We start from the raw sequence: 17,224 nt of genomic DNA on the forward strand, positions 1-17,224 counted from the left end.
GACAACATGGCTTACGGCTACGGCGTCTTCAGTACCATCGCCAGTGGCACCATCACCGGGCTCGACCTGGACGCGGCGCGCCAGTCCCCCGGGGTGATCGATATCTTTTATCACGATCACTTCCCGGAGCTTCACCGCTCGCCGGCCTCCTTTGCTCAGGGCAACAAGGTTGAGGAAACCCGGCTGCCGTTCGAGGACAATCACGTCTACTACGAAGGCCAGTTCGTGGCACTGGTGGTCGCGGACACGTTCGAAAATGCCCGCGCCGCCGCACGCAAGGTGGGCGTGAGCTACAAAAGCTCCGAAGCGATTGCCAATCTGGATCAGGGCGTGAAGGCCCACGGCACAACCTCCGGTAGCGGCAATCATGAGCGTGGCGACGCCGCGGCGCATTTTGACGGTGCTGCCCACAGCATCGATGTGACCTACACCACGCCGGTCGAGACCCACAATCCGATGGAAATGCATGCCTCTGTGGCAAGCTGGGACAATGATCGCCTGACCATTTTTGAATCCTCCCAGGGGGTGGTGGTACAGCGCAACGCGCTTGCCAAAATCTTTGGCCTTCCACCGTCGCATGTTCGGGTTGAATCACCGTTTATCGGTTCAGGCTTTGGCTCAAAGCTCTGGATGTGGCCGCATGCGGTGGCCGCGTCCGCGGCTGCCCGCGAGATCGGCCGCCCGGTACAGCTGGTGGTGCCGCGCCAGCAGATGTTCACGACCACCGGTCATCGCCCCGAGACACGTCAGCGTCTGAGGCTTGCCACCGACAACAACGGTCGGCTGGTGTCGCTGCGTCACGAGTCGATCAACACGACCTCGTTTACCGACCAGTACGTTGAAACCTGTGGCAGCGTGACCAAAAGCCTCTATTCGTGCCCCAATCTGCTGGTCAGTCATGAGACCACGCAGGTCAATCGCGGCACGCCCACCTCGATGCGCGCACCGGGGGCGGCGCCGGGACTTTTTGCGCTGGAGTCGGCCATTGATGAGATGGCACATGAGATCGGCGTCGATCCGCTCGAATTTCGCATGAACAACTATGCCGACCGCGACGAGAGTCTGGATCTCGATTTCTCCAGCAACCACATCCGCGAGGCCACCGAAAGGGCCGCCGAGAAGTTCGGCTGGCATGACCGCAACCCGGAAGTCGGGTCCATGCGCGAAGGCCATGAAATCATCGGCTATGGCATGGCGGCCTGTAACTGGGAGGCGCTCAAGCGCGAATGCGAGGCGCGGGTGTCGCTGCGCGCCGATGGCACGGCGTATGTCACCTGTGCCACTCAGGATATCGGCACCGGCACCTACACCATCATTGCCCAGACCGTGAGCGAGCTGACCGGGCTGCCGCTTGAGAAGGTCACCGTGCGACTGGGGGATACCAGCTATCCTGCCGGCCCGGTTTCGGGGGCTCCTGGGCCACGGCCACCACGCTGCCGGCCATCGCCGCGGCGACGCGTGAAGCCATCCAGGAACTCAAGGGCTACGCCACCAGTGACAAGGGCGACTTCTCTGGTGTCGATGGTGACAGCCTCACGTTTGAAAACGGCCAGCTCACCCATGATGGGCAGCGCGTGGATTACGTTGACGTACTCAAGGGCCAGCGGCTTGCCAGCGCTGATGGGCATGCACACACCAAGGGCGCTGACGACAAATACTCCTATCGCTCCTTCGGGGCGCATTTTGTCGAAGTGCGCTGGGACCCGGGCATTTCGAATCTGCGTATTGCGCGCGTGGTCAGCGCCATCGATGTCGGGCGCGTGATCAACTCGATGACGGCCCGCAATCAGGTCGAAGGGGCGATCGTGATGGGACTGGGCATGGCCCATTTCGAGGCCACCGAGTATGACGCGCGCAATGGTCGGCCGGTGAACAACAACTATGCCGAGTACGTGGTGCCGGTGCATGCCGATCAGCCGCCGGAGGTCGATGTGATTCTGCTCGACTATCCTGATCTTGAATTCAACGAATTTGGCGCCCGCGGCATCGGTGAGATCGGCATCACCGGCATGGCGGCGGCAGTGGCCAACGCCGTCCATCACGCCACCGGCAAGCGCATCCGCGATCTGCCGATCTTCAAGGAGAAGCTGATGGAAAACGTGCCTGACGTGCGCTCTGCCTGAGCCATTTCGCGTTGTCTTCATGTCTGCCGGTGCCCGCGGGTGCCGGCATTTTATTATCCGAAGCGGCCCCGTGAGGTCGGCACGATCACTGTTACCCAGGAGAGCACGACATGCCGTTGAATCATCTACGCCATCACGAGCGCTTTGACTATCGCCCGATCACCGATCGCGACGATTTTCGCTGGCCCGGTGATACCCGTCTGGCGGTCTACGTTGGCATCAACCTGGAGCATTTTGCCTTTGGCGAGGGCCGCGGTCCCGGCATTGCACCGCCGGCGCCGGAAGGCGAGCCGGATGTGCTCAACTACGCCTGGCGGGAATACGGCAACCGTGTGGGTGCCTGGCGCTTTCTCGAGATGCTGGAAGCGCTGTCACTGCCGGCCGGCGTGATCGCCAACACCTCGATTCTCGATCACTGCCCCGAACTGCTGGAGGCCTTCATGGCCCGCGGCGATGAGTTGATCGGCCACGGCCACACCAATGCCGAGCGTCAGGGGCTGATGTCGCCGAGTGAGGAGACCGCGCTGATCAAGCGCTGTCGCGAACGCATGGCGAATCACTTCGGCACCGCCCCTGAAGGCTGGCTGTCGCCGTGGATTTCGGAAAGCGATCGTACGCCGGACCTTCTTCAGGAAGCCGGGTTTTCCTATACGCTCAACTGGTCGCATGATGACCGCCCTACAGCCATGCGCACGCGTCATGGGCAGCTTCTGTCGATTCCCTATCCTCAGGAGCTTAACGACATCCCGACCATTTCGACCCATCGCGTCAGCATGAACGAGTTTGCCACCATGATGCGCGATCAGTTTTTCGAGCTGCTGGAGCAGTCCCGCCATCAGCCGCTGGTCATGGGAATCGCCCTGCATCCCTGGCTGACCGGTCAGCCCTTCCGGCTGCGTCTGCTGCGCAAGGTACTTGCCGATCTGGCCGAACATCGCGAAGCCGAAGGGGTGTGGTGGACCACGCCGGGCGCCATTGCCCGCCACGTGACCAGGCCCTCGATTACCTGAGCGCTCAGCCCCAGGCCGGGAAGGGGTCGCTGAGCCCGGCCGTCGCCTCAGGAATGGGCACCTCCCGGGGCAGATCGATCAGGCAGCTCTCCAGCGCCGAGCGGATGGCATGCTCATCCATGTGCTGGCCGATAAAGACCAGTTCGGTACGGCGATCCCCATACTGCGTGTCCCAGTAGCGATCCATGACCTCTCGCCAGTGTGGGTCGTCCGGCCAGCGCGACTGCGGTATGCCGGCCCACCAGAACCCGTAGCGCTCGGTACGAATGAAGGCGCCGGCCTGACTCATGACGCCTACATGGTCGGGGCGGGTGGCCAGCCAGAACAGCCCCTTGGCACGTACCACGCCGGTCCAGAGCGGATGATTCTTGATAAAGTCATTGAGCCGCTGCGGGTGGAAGGGACGTCGGGCCCGGAACACGAAGCTCTTGATGCCGTACTCCTCGGTCTCCGGCACGTGGGTATCGAATCCATTGAGCTCACGAAACCAGAGCGGGTGCTGGCGTGAGCGCTCGGGGTCGTAGAGTCCGGTATCGAGCAGCTGATCGATCGCCACGTCGGCGTAGTCGGTCTCGACGACATCGGCCCCGCCGTTGAGGCTTTTGATGATCTCGCGCACTGAAACCTGTGCCGTCGGAGAAGCATCGCTGATCTTGTTGAGAATGATACGATCGGCGAATTCGATCTGATCGACCATCAGGTCCACCAGCGTGCGGGCATCCGCATCGCCGTTGACCTCACCTCGCTCCTGCAGGAATTCTGTCGAGGCGTAGTCCTTGAGCAGGCTGGCGGCATCCACGACCGTAATCATGGCATCGATGCGGGCGATATCGGCCAGTGAAAACCCCGCCTCGTCGCGAAAGTCGAACGTGGCCGCCACCGGCATGGGCTCCGAAATGCCGGTGGATTCGATCACCAGCGCGTCAAAGCGGCGTTCCCCTGCCAGGCGACTGACCTCCTCGATCAAATCACCGCGCAGCGTGCAGCAAATGCAGCCGTTGGACATCTCCACCATGGTCTCTTCCGTGCGCGAGAGGCTGTTGTCTCCACCTCGCACCAGCTCGGCATCGATATTGACCTCTGACATGTCATTGACGATGACAGCGACTTTTCGATTGTCCCGATTGGCCAGAAGTCGGTTGAGCAGGGTGGTCTTGCCGGCCCCCAGAAACCCCGAAAGAATCGTGACCGGAAGCCGGTCGTCTGAAGCTTTTGTGGTCATGTTGGTGTCTCGCAATGATATATCGTAACGTTTAAGGTGGCATCGCCGTCCAGGTCGACGCGCCCCGTGAGGTGAGCGCGTCGTCAGGGCAGATCAGCTATTCAGAAAGTCACCCAGCGTCATTTCAAGCGTCTCTCTTGGAATGTCGCGGGTAATGAAGACCAGCCGAGAGAAGCGCTCACCGCCCGGCCAGGCCTCGAGTTCGACCGGAGGGTGGAAGAGATGCTGTACGCCATGGATGACCAGTGGCCTGTCGCGCCCCTCGATATCGAGCATGCCCTTGATACGCAGCATGTCGTGGCCCATGAGGCTGGTGACCAGTGACAGCCAGGCCTCAAGACGTGCGGCCTTGATCGGGTGTTCGAACACGAAGCAGTGTGCCCGGATATGGTCGTCGTGGCGGTTGAGGTCGGGTGACGGCGCCGTCGGCATCTGGCCTGCGCGCACCTCGGCCTTGCCGACGCTTGCAAACAGGGCATTGGGGGAGAGTGTCGGGGCATGAGGAGCCGCGCGCTGCGAAGCCGCCTCGCCCAGCCAGCGCTGAATGTCGTCGTTTCGGGCCTCCATGTCTTCCGGCCCCAGGCCGAGCAGCGCGTCGGCTTCGATGTGACCATGATCCAGCAGCTGCAGGGGCGCGCTCGGGTTGATCGCGCTCAGCCGCTGTCGCAGGGCGTCGAGCTGATCTTTTGAAGCTACATCCTGTTTGGTGATCAGCAGCAAATCCGCCATGGCGGCCTGACGCAGAGCCTCTTCGTGACGATCCAGGGTTGTGCTGCCATTGGCGGCATCCACGACCGTCACGATGCCGTCCAGGGCGTAGTGGCGTGCCACCCGCGTCTCGCTCATCAGGGTATGTACGATGGGCGCCGGGTCAGCCAGTCCCGTGGTCTCGATGATCAGGCGATCAAACTGACGCTTTCCTTCGCGGGCAAAGCGCCACACCGCATTTGTGAGGGTTTGCGCCAGGTCGGTGCGAATCGAGCAGCAGATACAGCCGTTGCTGAGCTCGATCTGCTCACCATCGGTACTGGCGGAAAAGAGCTCGTGATCCAGTCCGATCTCGCCAAACTCGTTGATGATGACCAGCGCCCGCGACATGCTCGGCTGCTGTACCAGCTGATTGAGCAGGGTCGTCTTGCCGCTGCCCAGAAACCCTGTCAGAAGGGTGACCGGGATGCGTTTTGCGGGCGGTGAAGAGGTATCGAAATAGGACATGTCATGGCCTGAAGAAAAGCGGCGGTGTTGTGTGCCAATAATGTTACTTTATAACAAAATGGTCAACCGCTTGCGTCTTTCAGGTGCTGACCGAGGCGCCTGGTCTGCGTGAGGCCGGAATGGGAAAGACGATGTCATAGAGCCAGTTGAAGACAAAGGCATAGATCACATAGAAGAGCGCCAGCGAAGTGACCAGCGGTGCGGTCTCAGCAAGTGTCTGGCTCAGATAGAGCGCGATCAGCGGCAACAGCACGCAGATCAGACCCAGTTCGAAACAGATGGCATGAAAAACCCGCATGATGACGGTCTTCTGCACGTGGCCCCGCAGTCGCAGCAGGGCATGATCCACCCCCAGGTTGTAGAGATAGTTCCAGAGCGTGGCGACCACGGCGCTGATCACGCCGACCAGGCCCATGTGGGTCGTGTCCAGCGAAAAGAGCAGATGGCCCAGCGGAATGACGATCAACAGGCCGATGATTTCAAACATCACCGTATGGCGAATACGGTCAAGGGTGGTGCGCATGGTGAGAGCTTCCGGTCAGTGTTGCCACGCACTATCATTCATGAAAGTGCCAAACCCAAGTTGGAATCCATCTGTTTAATAGATGGCTTCTGAATCAATGACGTCATGATGGAGCCCTTGATGACGCCGACGCTTGAACAGCTCAATGCACTGGTGGCCACTGCCGATACCGGTTCGTTCTCGGCCGCGGCCCGGCGGCTGGGCAAGGCGCAGTCGCTGGTCAGCACCCATGTGGCCAATCTGGAGCTGGATCTGGGGCTGAGCCTGTTTGATCGCAGCGCCCGGCTGCCGGTGTTGACGGCAAATGGGGCGCGCATGGTGGAGGAGGCCAGAGGTGTGCTGGCCCGGCGCGAGCGTTTTCTGGGCGTGGCGCGCCAGCTCGAAGCCCATATTGAGCCGCGTCTGAGTCTGGCGATCGATGAGTTCTATCCCGAGCATCTGATCGGCGCACTGATGCAGGATTTTGCCCATCAGTTCCCGGGCGTGGAGCTCGAGATGCATTTTCCATTGCTGGAGGATGTCGGGCGCATGCTGGAATCCGGCCAGGCCGATCTGGGCGTCATCTGCCGCCCGCAGCCCCTGTTCCCGGCGCTCGAGACGCGTCCGCTGGGGCGGGTGCCCCTGAGACTGGTCTGTGGACAGAGCCACCCGCTGTCCGATGAGGCCAGCGTGACGCTGGAGGCGCTGAGGCAGCATCGCCAGCTGATTGTCGCGACCCGGGGTCAGCCCGGCTCAAGACGAGCCGAGCGTGTAGGGGCCGATGTCTGGTGGGTCGAAAGTCATTTCGTGATGCTGGAACTGGTCAAGCACGGCGTTGGCTGGACGCTGATGTCCGATCATGTGATCGCAGCGTCACCGGCGCGCCCGTCACTGGTCACGCTCGCAGCGCCGGCGCTCGAGCGCTGGGTGGCGCTGGAGCTGGGCTGGCATGCCGGACGCGGGCTGGGCGTTGCCGGCTGCTGGCTGCGCGATCGCTTTCTCGCTCAGCCCCTGACGCCGCCGGTACCGCTCGAGCGCGGCCTGGTACCCTAAAAGGGCGTCAGGCCGAAACTTTCAGGACGCACGAGCGCTTCAAGCGTCCCGAGCTGGGGGAAATCGACCCGGCTCAGAATGTCGTTCAGGTTCTGTTCTCCCCGTCCAAGGTGGCGTACCACGCGAACACGCTGAGGCTGTCCGCTGTCATCGAGCTCCATCACCCACGCCAGATAGCCGTTGGAAAACTTCACCAGACTGCCGATGGGATAGAAGCCGTGGCGCTGAACGTAGCGCGTGACCCAGTGTTTATCGAAGCACTCCGGTTTCTGATAGAGGTAGCGATAGGCTTCAACGGCCGTTTTGCCCGGACGATCGCCACGGGTACGTGTCATCGCATCCACGGTGTCGATCACGGCAGCCATGCGGGCGATCGGAGAAAGGGACGCTGCCCCGAGTCCCCGGGGTAGCCACTGCCATCCATGCGCTCGTTGATGCATTCAATCACCTCGTGACGCATGAACGGTGTCAGCCAGGCCGCGCCTTCCAGCGGTTTCAACAGCTCGGCGACATGGCTGCGAAGATGCTGGCGCTGACGGGCATCAAGCTGGCCGTCGATGGAGGGAAGATGATCGTTGATCAGCATCATCTTGCCCATATCGTGTAACAGGGCCGCAACCACGGCCTCGCGTGCCCGGTGGGCATGCTCGGGTTCGCTCAGCACCAGATCTCCCAGCCGTACACTCACATTGAGCGAGTGCTGTATCCATGCCGGTTCATCATTGAGGCAGTGCAGGGCGTAGAAAAGATGCTGGCGGTTGACCTCCAGCAGACGCAGCAGTATATCGGCCGCTTTAAGCACACACTTTGCGGGCAGTGGACGATGGTTCTGCAGGGCCAGTAAAAAGATATGCAGCTGCCGGGCCACTTCGAGCAGGGCATTCACCAGCGGCGAGCACTCGGTATGCCTGCGAGCGCGCCCCGTACGCTTGTAGCCGGGCTCGCTGGAGGAGTAAAGCGGCGACGGAAAGCTCATCCGACCGCCTTCACCATTACGGTAAGCCACCTCCCGCTCGGTTTCGTTGGCCAGGTAGGTCAGGCGCTGTACATCAGCGCGATTGGTATTGATAAAGCTCACGCCGATGGCGGCAAAGCGTGACCGTCCTGCCGGATTGACGTGGAGAATGTGCGCCATCGTGGTGAAGTTCTCGGCATTGGGAAAAGCGATCGCCAGTTGCGCGATGAACTCATTCACTCTCAGTGGGGCACTGTCCCCCAGCGCCACCTCAAGCAGTGCGCCACCAATGGAAAGATTGTTCAGCCGCCCGGTGATGGGGGCTGCGTTTTCATACAGGCTGATGCTGACGGGCACCTGCATGCCATCCAGCAGCGTGATGCGCCGGCTGTTGCGCTTGGAGGTGGTATGCATCGTCTCGGGCAGAGAACAGGTGATTTTGAGCACATCCTTCTGGCGCAGCACCTCAAGCGCAATCAGCTGCTCAAAGCGCAGCGCTTCAGTATCCTCTTCTGCCAGCAGGGTCAGCGACTGATTCACAAGCCCCGCAGCATCAAGGCTCTGGGCATCCAGCAGGGAAAGCGAGAGCGTGCGGGCCTTGTCATCAACGCGACGCAGCGTGACCGGATAGGCGGTTGAAGTGTCGCCTGAACGAATCGACAGCGCATGCGTGTGATAGCTCAGAGCCTCGATAACCTCTGCAATATGCTTGGTATCGCGGATTTCGATCTGTGGCAGATCTTCTGCCTCGATGGTTTCCATTAATGACGCCTGCTCAAGAGTTTTGGGCACGCGACGACGTGTCACGGTTCTGGCCATGCTATCGGCAAGGGATGAATTAAATTGAGGGGTTACAGAAGGAACGGTTGATGTTCGGGCGTGTATGGAACCCGCTGTCAGCGAACGTTTTCCTAACGAAAATCATGCTGGTGAGCGCCCTGAGGCATGCGTTCGGAGGGCAACATAGACAAGGCCAAATAGCGCCTTAGGGAGAAATCATCATCGCGTGCGTGCATTGCCTCGTAATTAATATATGTTTGTATTTTGACGTTGATGCCAGGTTGTATGCGACAACAGTGCTAACGCCCTGATTCATCGGACGTGCGGTCAGACGCCGTTGACATCGACAAGAGGCAGCGGAAGTCGAATCAATAAGGAAAGGACGTACAGCATGAGCGAAGAGATAAAGATTACTGGCAAGTGCCCGTTCGCAGGCGATTCAGTGGGCGGTGCTGCCGGTTCAGCGCCCACCACCGACCACTGGTGGCCCAACCGCCTCAAGGTAGAACTGCTGCATCAGGACCCGCGCGAAGCCAATCCGCAGGATGAGGATTTCAACTACGCAGAAGCCTTCAGCCAGCTGGACCTGGCCGAAGTCAAAAAGGACATCAAGGCGCTTTTGACCTCATCACAGGACTGGTGGCCCTCGGACTACGGCAACTACGGCCCGCAGATGATCCGCATGGCGTGGCACTCCGCCGGTACCTATCGTATCGCCGATGGTCGCGGTGGCGCGGGTGAAGCCATGCAGCGCTTTGCGCCCATCAACAGCTGGTGGGACAACGGTAACGTCGACAAGTCCCGGCGTCTTTTGTGGCCGATCAAGCAGAAATACGGCGCCGCGCTTTCCTGGGCGGATCTGATCGTGCTCACCGGCAACTGCTCGCTGGAGATCATGGGCTTTCCGACTTTCGGCTTTGCCGGCGGTCGTATCGATGCATGGGAGCCGGATAACCTGACCTACTGGGGCCCTGAATCCTGGTATGGCAAGAAGATCGAGGATGCGCCGCGTGGCCCGTTCGAAGGCCATCCGGATCAGATGGTCAACCGTGACCTGCGCTGGACCGGTGAAGCCGGCGACGAGAACTACGATCTCGAAGCGCCGCTGGCCGCCTCCAATTCCAACCTGATCTACGTCGATCCGGAAGGCTCCGCCAAAAAGGGCATACCGGAAGACTCCGCAGCCGATATTCGCATCACTTTCGGCCGCATGGCGATGAACGATGAAGAGACCGTGGCGCTGATCGCCGGCGGTCACGCCTTCGGTAAATCCCACGGCATGACCCCGCCGGACCAGATCGGCTTCGCGCCTGAAGGCGCACCGATGGAAGCCCAGGGGCTTGGCTGGCATAACCCGCGTGGCAAGGGTAATGCCGAAGACACCATGACCAACGGCATCGAAGGCTCCTGGACGCAGAACCCGATCCAGTGGGACAACAGCTATCTCGAGAACCTGTTCAACTTCGAATGGGAGCAGACGCGCAGCCCTGCAGGCGCCCTGCAGTGGACGCCGGTCGACAAGAACGCACCGCGTACGCCTGACGCGCACCTTGAAGGCGTCGATCATCCGCTGATGATGATGACTTCCGACATCGCCCTGAAGGTCGATCCGTCCTATCGCAAGATCTGCGAGAAGTTTCTCGAGGACTTTGACTACTTCACCGACGCCTTCTCGCGCGCCTGGTACAAGCTGACTCACCGTGACATGGGACCGAAGGCGCGTTATCTCGGCCCGGAAGTCCCGCAGGAAGATCTGATCTGGCAGGACCCGATTCCCGCCGTCGACTTTGAACTCGTCGATGCCGGTGACATTGCCGATCTCAAGCGTCGCATTCTCGACAGCGACGTCAGTGTCTCCCAGCTGGCCGCCGTGGCGTGGGGCTCTGCCTCCACCTTCCGTACTTCCGACAAGCGCGGTGGTGCCGACGGTGCCCGCATTCGTCTGGCCCCCATGAAGGACTGGCCGGTCAATAACCCGGATGACCTTTCGAAGGTGCTCAACGTACTGGAAGGCATCAAGCGTGACTTCGATGGTGCCCAGAGTGGCAACAAGAAGGTCTCGCTGGCGGATCTGATTGTGCTGGGCGGCTGTGCGGCAGTTGAAAAGGCAGCCAGCGATGCCGGTGTTTCCGTTGAAGTGCCCTTTACGCCGGGCCGCAATGACGCCACCGCCGAACAGACCGACGTACAGACCTTCCGCTGGCTCGAACCGGTCTCCGACGGTTTCCGCAATTTCCATCGCGATGACATCAAGTACAACGTCTCGCCGGAAGAGATCTTCATGGATCGTGCGGCCCTGCTGGGTCTGTCAGCGCCTGAATGGACCGCTCTGGTGGGTGGCCTGCGTGTGCTCGACGTCAATGCGAAGGGCGCCTATCAACAGCACGGTGTCTTCACGGATCGTCCGGGTGTGTTGACCAATGACTTCTTCCTCAATCTGACCTCACCTGATTTCGAGTGGAAAAAGGTGGATTCCGAAGGGCTGGAGTTTACGCTCAACGATCGCAGGTCAGGCGAGACGAAGTTCAAGGCGACCCGTTGCGACCTGATCTTCGGCGCCAACTCTCAGCTGCGTCAGCTTGCCGAGTTCTACGCCCAGAAGGGTGGTCACGAGAAGCTCGTGCGTGACTTCGCGGCGGCCTGGAACAAGGTCATGATGCACGACCGCTTCGACGTCTAAGCCCGCCTTTCAGGCGAGACGATGTCAAATGATACCCGGCGCCCATGGCGCCGGGTTTTTTTATGCGGCCTATGCGGCAGCCAAGGCAAAAAGCCTTTTGAAACCCTTTAAGGGTAATTTCTGAGCTGCCTGGGCGGCAGCCAACGGACATCGGTCGATGATGTCTGGGGCGTTGGTTTTCTGAGCTGCCTGTGCGGCAGCCAACTGATCGCTGCTTGTTACCAATCAAGCCGATGTTTTCTGAGCTGCCTGTGCGGCAGCCAACGCGTACTCGTTCTCGAGCGTGGACACGTACCATTTCTGAGCTGCCTGTGCGGCAGCCAACAACCGCCCCATGGGGTACGCCCTGTCACGGCATTTCTGAGCTGCCTGTGCGGCAGCCAACAAGCCGTGAGCCTTTCGCGAAGACGTGGAGCGTTTCTGAGCTGCCTGGGCGGCAGCCAACTACATCAAAGTCGACGCCGGCGACGGTCTCCCTTTCTGAGCTGCCTGGGCGGCAGCCAACACGGCCCACAGGTGCGCCTCAGCGATCGAGTCTTTCTGAGCTGCCTGGGCGGCAGCCAACCGTAATCGTTGACGACACACTGAACATGGGTGTTTCTGAGCTGCCTGGGCGGCAGCCAACAGCTGGCGCAACACACCTAGCAAACCTGTGCCTTTCTGAGCTGCCTGGGCGGCAGCCAACTTGAGGGCGCGAAAGCAGGCCGAGCATCCGCATTTCTGAGCTGCCTGGGCGGCAGCCAACAACTGCCAGTGCTTTCCCAGCATTACCAGCCATTTCTGAGCTGCCTGGGCGGCAGCCAACGATGAGGCGACCAGCTACGCGGTGGACGATGATTTCTGAGCTGCCTGGGCGGCAGCCAACGTGTCACCTTCTGCAGTTGTCCAGCCGTTGATTTTCTGAGCTGCCTGGGCGGCAGCCAACCACAGAACAGCTCCCATGCCTCGACGTGCTCCTTTCTGAGCTGCCTGGGCGGCAGCCAACGCGCCTTTTATCTTGCCCGAAAGAAAGTCCCATTTCTGAGCTGCCTGGGCGGCAGCCAACGCGCCCACCCTCCCAAATGTTGATCGAGCGCATTTCTGAGCTGCCTGGGCGGCAGCCAACGCAGGGTTGCCGCCACTTCCCAGAACGGCTTGTTTCTGAGCTGCCTGGGCGGCAGCCAACCTCAAGCTGCACCTGGAGGCCGAGGCCCGTGCTTTCTGAGCTGCCTGGGCGGCAGCCAACTTGTACTGCTGGGACTCAGATTGATAGCGTTCTTTCTGAGCTGCCTGGGCGGCAGCCAACACTGTTGTGTTGCAAAGCCGCCGCCCGTCATGTTTCTGAGCTGCCTGGGCGGCAGCCAACGGCTCGGGCGCGCTCGAGCGGCTGGTCAAGCTTTTCTGAGCTGCCTGGGCGGCAGCCAACCCGCCCGTCATGGGCGACGCCTCCTCTGACATTTTCTGAGCTGCCTGGGCGGCAGCCAACATGGAGCCATTGACCGGGATCGACATTGTAATTTTCTGAGCTGCCTGGGCGGCAGCCAACCTCAGCTGTGCGGTTATCTGGCGGGTGGTGTTTTTCTGAGCTGCCTGGGCGGCAGCCAACTAGATAAAAATATATTTAATGCCCGGTTTTTAAAGAGCTTTCGAGCCAATTACCCTATCGAACCCTTTTTCAAAGCCTTTCTATAAGTCATTGATTTTGCGAGCGTCGAAAAACGCTCGCAAAAAAGGGTCAAAACCAGGGGATCGTGGCTTCGTGGCTCAGGCCGTAGTGGTTAAAGCGACCATTGGCGGGCTGTGATTGCGGCTTGCCGTGCTCGATAAAGAGGCAAAAGCGCTGCCGGGTCGAGCGACTGGCCAGTTCAACGAAGGGAAGCGAGATCTGCTTGCCCGCCACTCCGGCGTAGATCTCTCGAGCCTGTGCTTCGGATACGTCGTGACGCTTGGCATAGCGTCGGACCCGACTGGGGCTGCCGGTATTGAACTGCCGTCGCTGTACGACGCAATGATGCACTCCGGCCGGAACAGGCGCGATCTCACTGCACGCCACAAGCTCACGAAGCCCTTTCAGCCATGGTTGCGCCAACAGCGTCTCAAGACGCTTTTTTTCGCCATGAAGTCGGAGTCGGTCGCCTGGGGTGCGCGCTCGTACGCCGGTTTTGTGGTCAGGAAAACTGACGCCGATGTCATTGGCGTCAAGGTCCTGAAGCGTCCGATGCAGCTTGCCGTACAGCGCCCCCATCAGCATGGGAGGGGGGAAGTCCGGGTCCGGCCTCAGCCGAATGTCCACATAATGGTCCATGGTTTACCCCGCATCGCCGAAGACGCCGCCGCGGATCAGGGTCGCCATCACGAAGTGCTGGTTTTCGACCGACGGTGTTTGATCTTTTAACAACCAGTTGTCCAGCAGATTGTAGAAGTCGACCTTCTGCTTCGGCTGACGGTAGGCCGCACCCTGCGTCGTGACCGAACCGTAGGGCTCCACGGCGATAGGGCCCAGGTCGGCGCCGTCTTCAGGGGCCGGATACCAGGTATCGATGGTACGCAGGGCATTGCCGAGCTTTTGCGAGTGGATGGCGGCGTTTTTGTCGTCGCCAATGCTGTAGAGTGTTTTGCTCTTGTCACCGCGCGCGCGATCCAGAATCAGCTCCTGGGACGGAAAGACTTCCTGACCGGTCCCCACGCGCGCGAACGCCACCACGTCGAGCAGCAGATACTGCTCGCCAGCGAGCGCGGCGGCGATGCTCTCGCCCAGCTGGCGGGTATCTTCGGTGCCGGCGAAATCACGCATCGAGTGCTCGAGCGCGTCAAAGGTCCACGTCTTTTCCGCCTGACCGCCTTTCATCTGACGGACCGTGACCGCCACCTGCTCGGCGCCCATGCGGTTGCGCCAGAGAAAGCGACCGTTGGCAAGGTTGCAGGCATAGCGGTGCGCCAGCTCATGAAAACCGTGTTCGCTGACGTAGCCGCTCACGGTTTGTTTGAGCTTGTGCTGATACTCGGCATTGTTGCAGGCGGAGGGTTTGCCGGCACCGGCCAGCACGCGCAGGGTGAAACGCACCGCAAGCGTATCGGCGTTGTGGGGCAGGGCGGCGACATCAACAGTTTGAAGATTGGGGTTTTCAATGGCGGCGTCGAGTTTGGCCGGATCCTGATCCTTTGCCTTCAGTCGGTTGGAAATGGTGCCACGCACCGATTTCTCGCGAACCGGAATGCCGGGCCATGTCATGTATTGCTCGCGTGCGTCCCATGAGCCTGCGCTGAACAGCGCATCGGAAGGGTCGAGCTTGCGCTCGAATGCGAGGACGGAGGCAGTCTTGAGAGCGTCACTTTTAGCCATGGTGTTCTCCTTGATGATCAGTCGTTGTCAGCGTGGGTAAGGACATAGTCGTTGGTCAGGCGATAGACGCCGCGTTCAAGATCGTTGTTGACGAACCACAGCAGTGCATCGGCCGAACGCAGGCGGTGCGGGCTGACCCACTCGCCGATTGAATAGAGGCTTTCGACGAACTGAAACGGCACGCTCGGATCGCGGGCATTGGCAACGTCGCCGGGATCAAACAGTTCGGAAATGGCGCCGTAGCCGACCGGAATCGGCACCAGCCAGCCGGGGTAGGGGCGGCGAATCCCCCACGTCGCCACGTCCTTGTCCTGACCATTTGAATCCTGCTGTGTCTCGATCCGGCACTCATGATTTAAACGGCAGAGGTCGAGCCAGGCATCGAGCGCGGTGGCACTGTCGTTCGTGGCCTTTAGCGTTTCGGTGTGCTCGGTCAGATAGTCATCGCGCAGCACCAGTGCAAATCCGGGCAGCAGCCGACGTTTGAGCCGGCGCCATTGCCTGGCGCGCTTTTCCTCGTCGGCATCGAAAGTGATCAGTTCGGGACGCTGACGTGTCGAATCGCTCAGGGGTGGCATCACGCTGCCGCCGGCAATGCGCATACCCTGCACCTGTTCGAATAATCGCCTGGCGATATCCAGGCGGCGCTCAATGCTGGCGAGGTCATCGCCATCGGACTCGACGCCGATCAGTAGCGAGACCTCCAGGTGCGCACGCCCCTCTTCGACGATGGCCGCCGTGTTGCCAGACTTGTCCACCGGGTTGCGCGTGAGGTGGAATGCCCTGGTGAAACCGCCCTCTATCACCTGCGGTTCGATGTGATGACACACCACACCGATACCTTCGAAGAGAAGCTTGATATCTTCGGGCAGGTGGCGCTCCAGTGCATGAATCGCGCCCATGAACGCGCTCATGGCGGGAAAACCCCATGTCATGGCGCTCGAGATGGCATTAGCGTTTTGAATGCGCAGGCGCGGCAGGATGAGAAGATGCTGGATAGGCTCGGTCACGCTGCGTCTCCTTCGGCTTCGTCGTCATCACGCAGAACGTCCTGCAGGTCGTCGAGCTGGCGGCGGAAGCTTTTCAGCACGCCATCGAACCGGTTTTTCCAGTGTTCGTGCTCAACGTCGCCAAGGTTAAGAGAGCTTTTGCGGTTCAGCGCGCGATTGAGCCACACGGCGGCTCGTTGACGGATGTCCTCGTGCCATTCGGTCTTTCGGCGAGCCTCGGCAAACTCAACATCCTGCTCGGCGCGTCCGGGGTCGAGCCAGTACTGCTCTTCCGGTGCGAGCTGACAGCGTTCGTCGGTTGTCCATCCGGCCTGAATCGAATGAATGTCGAAAGTGAACAGCATCAACTCGTCGACCAGCATGGCGGTCAGGTCGTCGCGCAGATCGCGTGTATGCATGTTCGCCGCGGGGTCGGATTCGAGAAAGCGCTTGAGGTCATCGAGCGTGCGTCGGACGTTCTGACGCCGGCCAAACGTTTGAAACGCATCGCGCATGGGGGGGTAAACATCGCGTGATTGCCAGTGGGGCGGTAGTGAGGCGAGCAGGTAGTTCTGGCCGCCGCGCTCGCTATTGAGCTGGGAGATATTCTGCGGCTTGGTGCCGCCGAATTTCTGCACGGCCAGATTGAGATAGTCGGCGTAACCGCCTTCAAACACTGCATTGTCTCGCCGCGCTTTACGACCGGCTTTGGCACGTTCGCCGAAGCGCGCCTCGCTCAGCTGTGCGTAGAAGGGATGCGCCAGGGCCGTGGCATAGAGCGGCGACAGCAGGCGATAGTTTGCATCCTCGCAGGGATCATCACCGACCAGCCAGTACAGCTGTTTGCCGCGCGCGTGAGAGCTCGGTGTACCCTTGGGTTCGACGATATCTGCGAAGGCCTGCACCCAGGACTGTGCCTCGTCGCAGTCGTCACTGAGCGCTTCTATCAGGGCTTTATCGCCTTCCAGCGCCCGCTCCAGCAGGGAGCGTCCTTCCCACTGAAGCTTCAGGAACTTGTAGACGTCCAGGGCGGCTGCATTGCCGACCACATCGCCATCAAAATTGACAGGTAGGCAGTGGCTGCCGACCAGCGCGCTGCGCTCGAGCTGGCCGGGCTCTACGTAGAGATTGGTGCCTTTGGCGTCCGGGTGAATCGCCTTGAGTGAATGGGTGACCACCTGAAGCTGACTGACGCGTCGTGCGGCGTCGGCCAGCCAGGCCTGCGGCTCGAACTGCTGCTGCAATTTGAGATAAGCGGGATCATCCGGGGCAAGCTTTTCCGTTTTGGTCTGAAAACGGTCTCGGATAAAGCCATGAAGCAACGCTTTTAGTGATGGCGGTGGGCTATCGACTGGTTCTGACATGCTTCCCCC

At 60.6% G+C, this 17,224-nt stretch carries 13 protein-coding genes, 1 pseudogene and 1 CRISPR repeat array; of the genes and pseudogenes, 5 read left to right on the forward strand and 9 right to left on the reverse strand.

All coding sequences use genetic code 11. The features are described from left to right. Positions 1 to 6: 6 nt before the first annotated feature. From B9G99_RS17135 to B9G99_RS08825, 3 genes and pseudogenes are all read left to right on the forward strand, one after another. A pseudogene (locus B9G99_RS17135) lies at positions 7 to 1,329 on the forward strand (xanthine dehydrogenase family protein molybdopterin-binding subunit); the annotation flags it as partial. Between the two features lie 137 nt (positions 1,330 to 1,466). Then, positions 1,467 to 2,123, forward strand: coding sequence for a molybdopterin cofactor-binding domain-containing protein (locus tag B9G99_RS17140; RefSeq protein WP_250644828.1), 657 nt, complete (start codon positions 1,467 to 1,469; stop codon positions 2,121 to 2,123). Positions 2,124 to 2,233: 110 nt separating this feature from the next. Further along, positions 2,234 to 3,133: a polysaccharide deacetylase family protein gene (locus B9G99_RS08825; RefSeq protein ID WP_086621720.1), complete on the forward strand. Its 900-nt coding sequence runs from the start codon at positions 2,234 to 2,236 to the stop codon at positions 3,131 to 3,133. A gap of 4 nt (positions 3,134 to 3,137) precedes the next feature. Here B9G99_RS08825 and B9G99_RS08830 read toward each other — a convergent pair whose 3' ends face one another. The 3 genes from B9G99_RS08830 to B9G99_RS08840 all read right to left on the reverse strand — a co-directional run bounded on the left by B9G99_RS08830 (position 3,138) and on the right by B9G99_RS08840 (position 6,093). Next, positions 3,138 to 4,355 (reverse strand): GTP-binding protein, encoded by a 1,218-nt coding sequence (locus tag B9G99_RS08830; RefSeq protein WP_086621721.1) that lies wholly within the window; start codon positions 4,353 to 4,355, stop codon positions 3,138 to 3,140. A 93-nt stretch (positions 4,356 to 4,448) separates the two neighbouring features. After that, on the reverse strand, positions 4,449 to 5,570 hold the full coding sequence (locus tag B9G99_RS08835) for a CobW family GTP-binding protein (protein WP_086621723.1): 1,122 nt from the start codon (positions 5,568 to 5,570) through the stop codon (positions 4,449 to 4,451). Between the two features lie 79 nt (positions 5,571 to 5,649). Beyond that, positions 5,650 to 6,093: a PACE efflux transporter gene (locus tag B9G99_RS08840; protein ID WP_086621724.1), complete on the reverse strand. Its 444-nt coding sequence runs from the start codon at positions 6,091 to 6,093 to the stop codon at positions 5,650 to 5,652. Between the two features lie 120 nt (positions 6,094 to 6,213). Here B9G99_RS08840 and B9G99_RS08845 point away from each other — a divergent pair, with 120 nt between their 5' ends. After that, on the forward strand, positions 6,214 to 7,125 hold the full coding sequence (locus B9G99_RS08845) for a LysR family transcriptional regulator (RefSeq protein WP_086623390.1): 912 nt from the start codon (positions 6,214 to 6,216) through the stop codon (positions 7,123 to 7,125). Here B9G99_RS08845 and B9G99_RS08850 read toward each other — a convergent pair. Together B9G99_RS08850 and B9G99_RS08855 are read right to left on the reverse strand one after the other, a co-directional pair. Further along, the gene (locus tag B9G99_RS08850) at positions 7,122 to 7,490 is read right to left on the reverse strand and encodes a hypothetical protein (RefSeq protein ID WP_086621726.1); all 369 of its coding nucleotides are present in this window, start codon (positions 7,488 to 7,490) and stop codon (positions 7,122 to 7,124) included. The two genes, B9G99_RS08845 and B9G99_RS08850, sit on opposite strands and share 4 nt — an antisense overlap. Next, positions 7,478 to 8,887 carry a PilZ domain-containing protein gene (locus tag B9G99_RS08855; protein WP_158521471.1) on the reverse strand — a complete coding sequence of 470 codons (1,410 nt, stop codon included), beginning with the start codon at positions 8,885 to 8,887 and terminating at the stop codon, positions 7,478 to 7,480. Before B9G99_RS08855 ends, B9G99_RS08850 begins: the two co-directional genes overlap by 13 nt. A gap of 364 nt (positions 8,888 to 9,251) precedes the next feature. On the opposite strand from B9G99_RS08855, the gene katG reads away from it, so the two are divergent. Further along, positions 9,252 to 11,540, forward strand: a complete 2,289-nt coding sequence (gene katG / locus B9G99_RS08860) for a catalase/peroxidase HPI (protein ID WP_086621730.1) — start codon at positions 9,252 to 9,254, stop codon at positions 11,538 to 11,540. Positions 11,541 to 11,657: 117 nt separating this feature from the next. Continuing rightward, a CRISPR array of direct repeats spans positions 11,658 to 13,125; the repeat unit is 28 nt; unit sequence TTTCTGAGCTGCCTGGGCGGCAGCCAAC. Between the two features lie 129 nt (positions 13,126 to 13,254). Here katG and cas6f read toward each other — a convergent pair. From cas6f to csy1, 4 genes are read right to left on the reverse strand one after another with little or no spacing between them, the layout of a single operon-like run. Further along, complete coding sequence (gene cas6f / locus B9G99_RS08865) at positions 13,255 to 13,824, reverse strand: type I-F CRISPR-associated endoribonuclease Cas6/Csy4 (protein WP_086621732.1); 570 nt, start codon at positions 13,822 to 13,824, stop codon at positions 13,255 to 13,257. 3 nt (positions 13,825 to 13,827) lie between these two features. After that, entirely contained in the window at positions 13,828 to 14,862 is a 1,035-nt protein-coding gene (gene csy3, locus B9G99_RS08870; RefSeq protein WP_086621734.1) for a type I-F CRISPR-associated protein Csy3, read from the reverse strand. 17 nt (positions 14,863 to 14,879) lie between these two features. Then, on the reverse strand, positions 14,880 to 15,872 hold the full coding sequence (gene csy2, locus B9G99_RS08875) for a type I-F CRISPR-associated protein Csy2 (protein WP_086621736.1): 993 nt from the start codon (positions 15,870 to 15,872) through the stop codon (positions 14,880 to 14,882). Then, the gene (gene csy1 / locus B9G99_RS08880; protein WP_086623391.1) at positions 15,869 to 17,215 is read right to left on the reverse strand and encodes a type I-F CRISPR-associated protein Csy1; all 1,347 of its coding nucleotides are present in this window, start codon (positions 17,213 to 17,215) and stop codon (positions 15,869 to 15,871) included. Before csy1 ends, csy2 begins: the two co-directional genes overlap by 4 nt. Positions 17,216 to 17,224 lie beyond the last annotated feature (9 nt).

The sequence above is a fragment of the Kushneria konosiri genome (genome assembly GCF_002155145.1).
Classification (GTDB): Bacteria; Pseudomonadota; Gammaproteobacteria; order Pseudomonadales; family Halomonadaceae; genus Kushneria; species Kushneria konosiri.

Excerpts from the sequence above, each read along its gene's own strand:
- B9G99_RS08850 (WP_086621726.1), bottom strand. The coding sequence starts at position 7,490 with ATGGCTGCCGTGATCGACACCGTGGATGCGATGACACGTACCCGTGGC.
- B9G99_RS08830 (WP_086621721.1), bottom strand. The coding sequence starts at position 4,355 with ATGACCACAAAAGCTTCAGACGACCGGCTTCCGGTCACGATTCTTTCG.
- csy3 (WP_086621734.1), bottom strand. The coding sequence starts at position 14,862 with ATGGCTAAAAGTGACGCTCTCAAGACTGCCTCCGTCCTCGCATTCGAG.
- B9G99_RS08840 (WP_086621724.1), bottom strand. The coding sequence starts at position 6,093 with ATGCGCACCACCCTTGACCGTATTCGCCATACGGTGATGTTTGAAATC.
- B9G99_RS08835 (WP_086621723.1), bottom strand. The coding sequence starts at position 5,570 with ATGTCCTATTTCGATACCTCTTCACCGCCCGCAAAACGCATCCCGGTC.
- B9G99_RS08825 (WP_086621720.1), top strand. The coding sequence starts at position 2,234 with ATGCCGTTGAATCATCTACGCCATCACGAGCGCTTTGACTATCGCCCG.
- B9G99_RS08845 (WP_086623390.1), top strand. The coding sequence starts at position 6,214 with ATGACGCCGACGCTTGAACAGCTCAATGCACTGGTGGCCACTGCCGAT.
- cas6f (WP_086621732.1), bottom strand. The coding sequence starts at position 13,824 with ATGGACCATTATGTGGACATTCGGCTGAGGCCGGACCCGGACTTCCCC.
- katG (WP_086621730.1), top strand. The coding sequence starts at position 9,252 with ATGAGCGAAGAGATAAAGATTACTGGCAAGTGCCCGTTCGCAGGCGAT.
- csy1 (WP_086623391.1), bottom strand. The coding sequence starts at position 17,215 with ATGTCAGAACCAGTCGATAGCCCACCGCCATCACTAAAAGCGTTGCTT.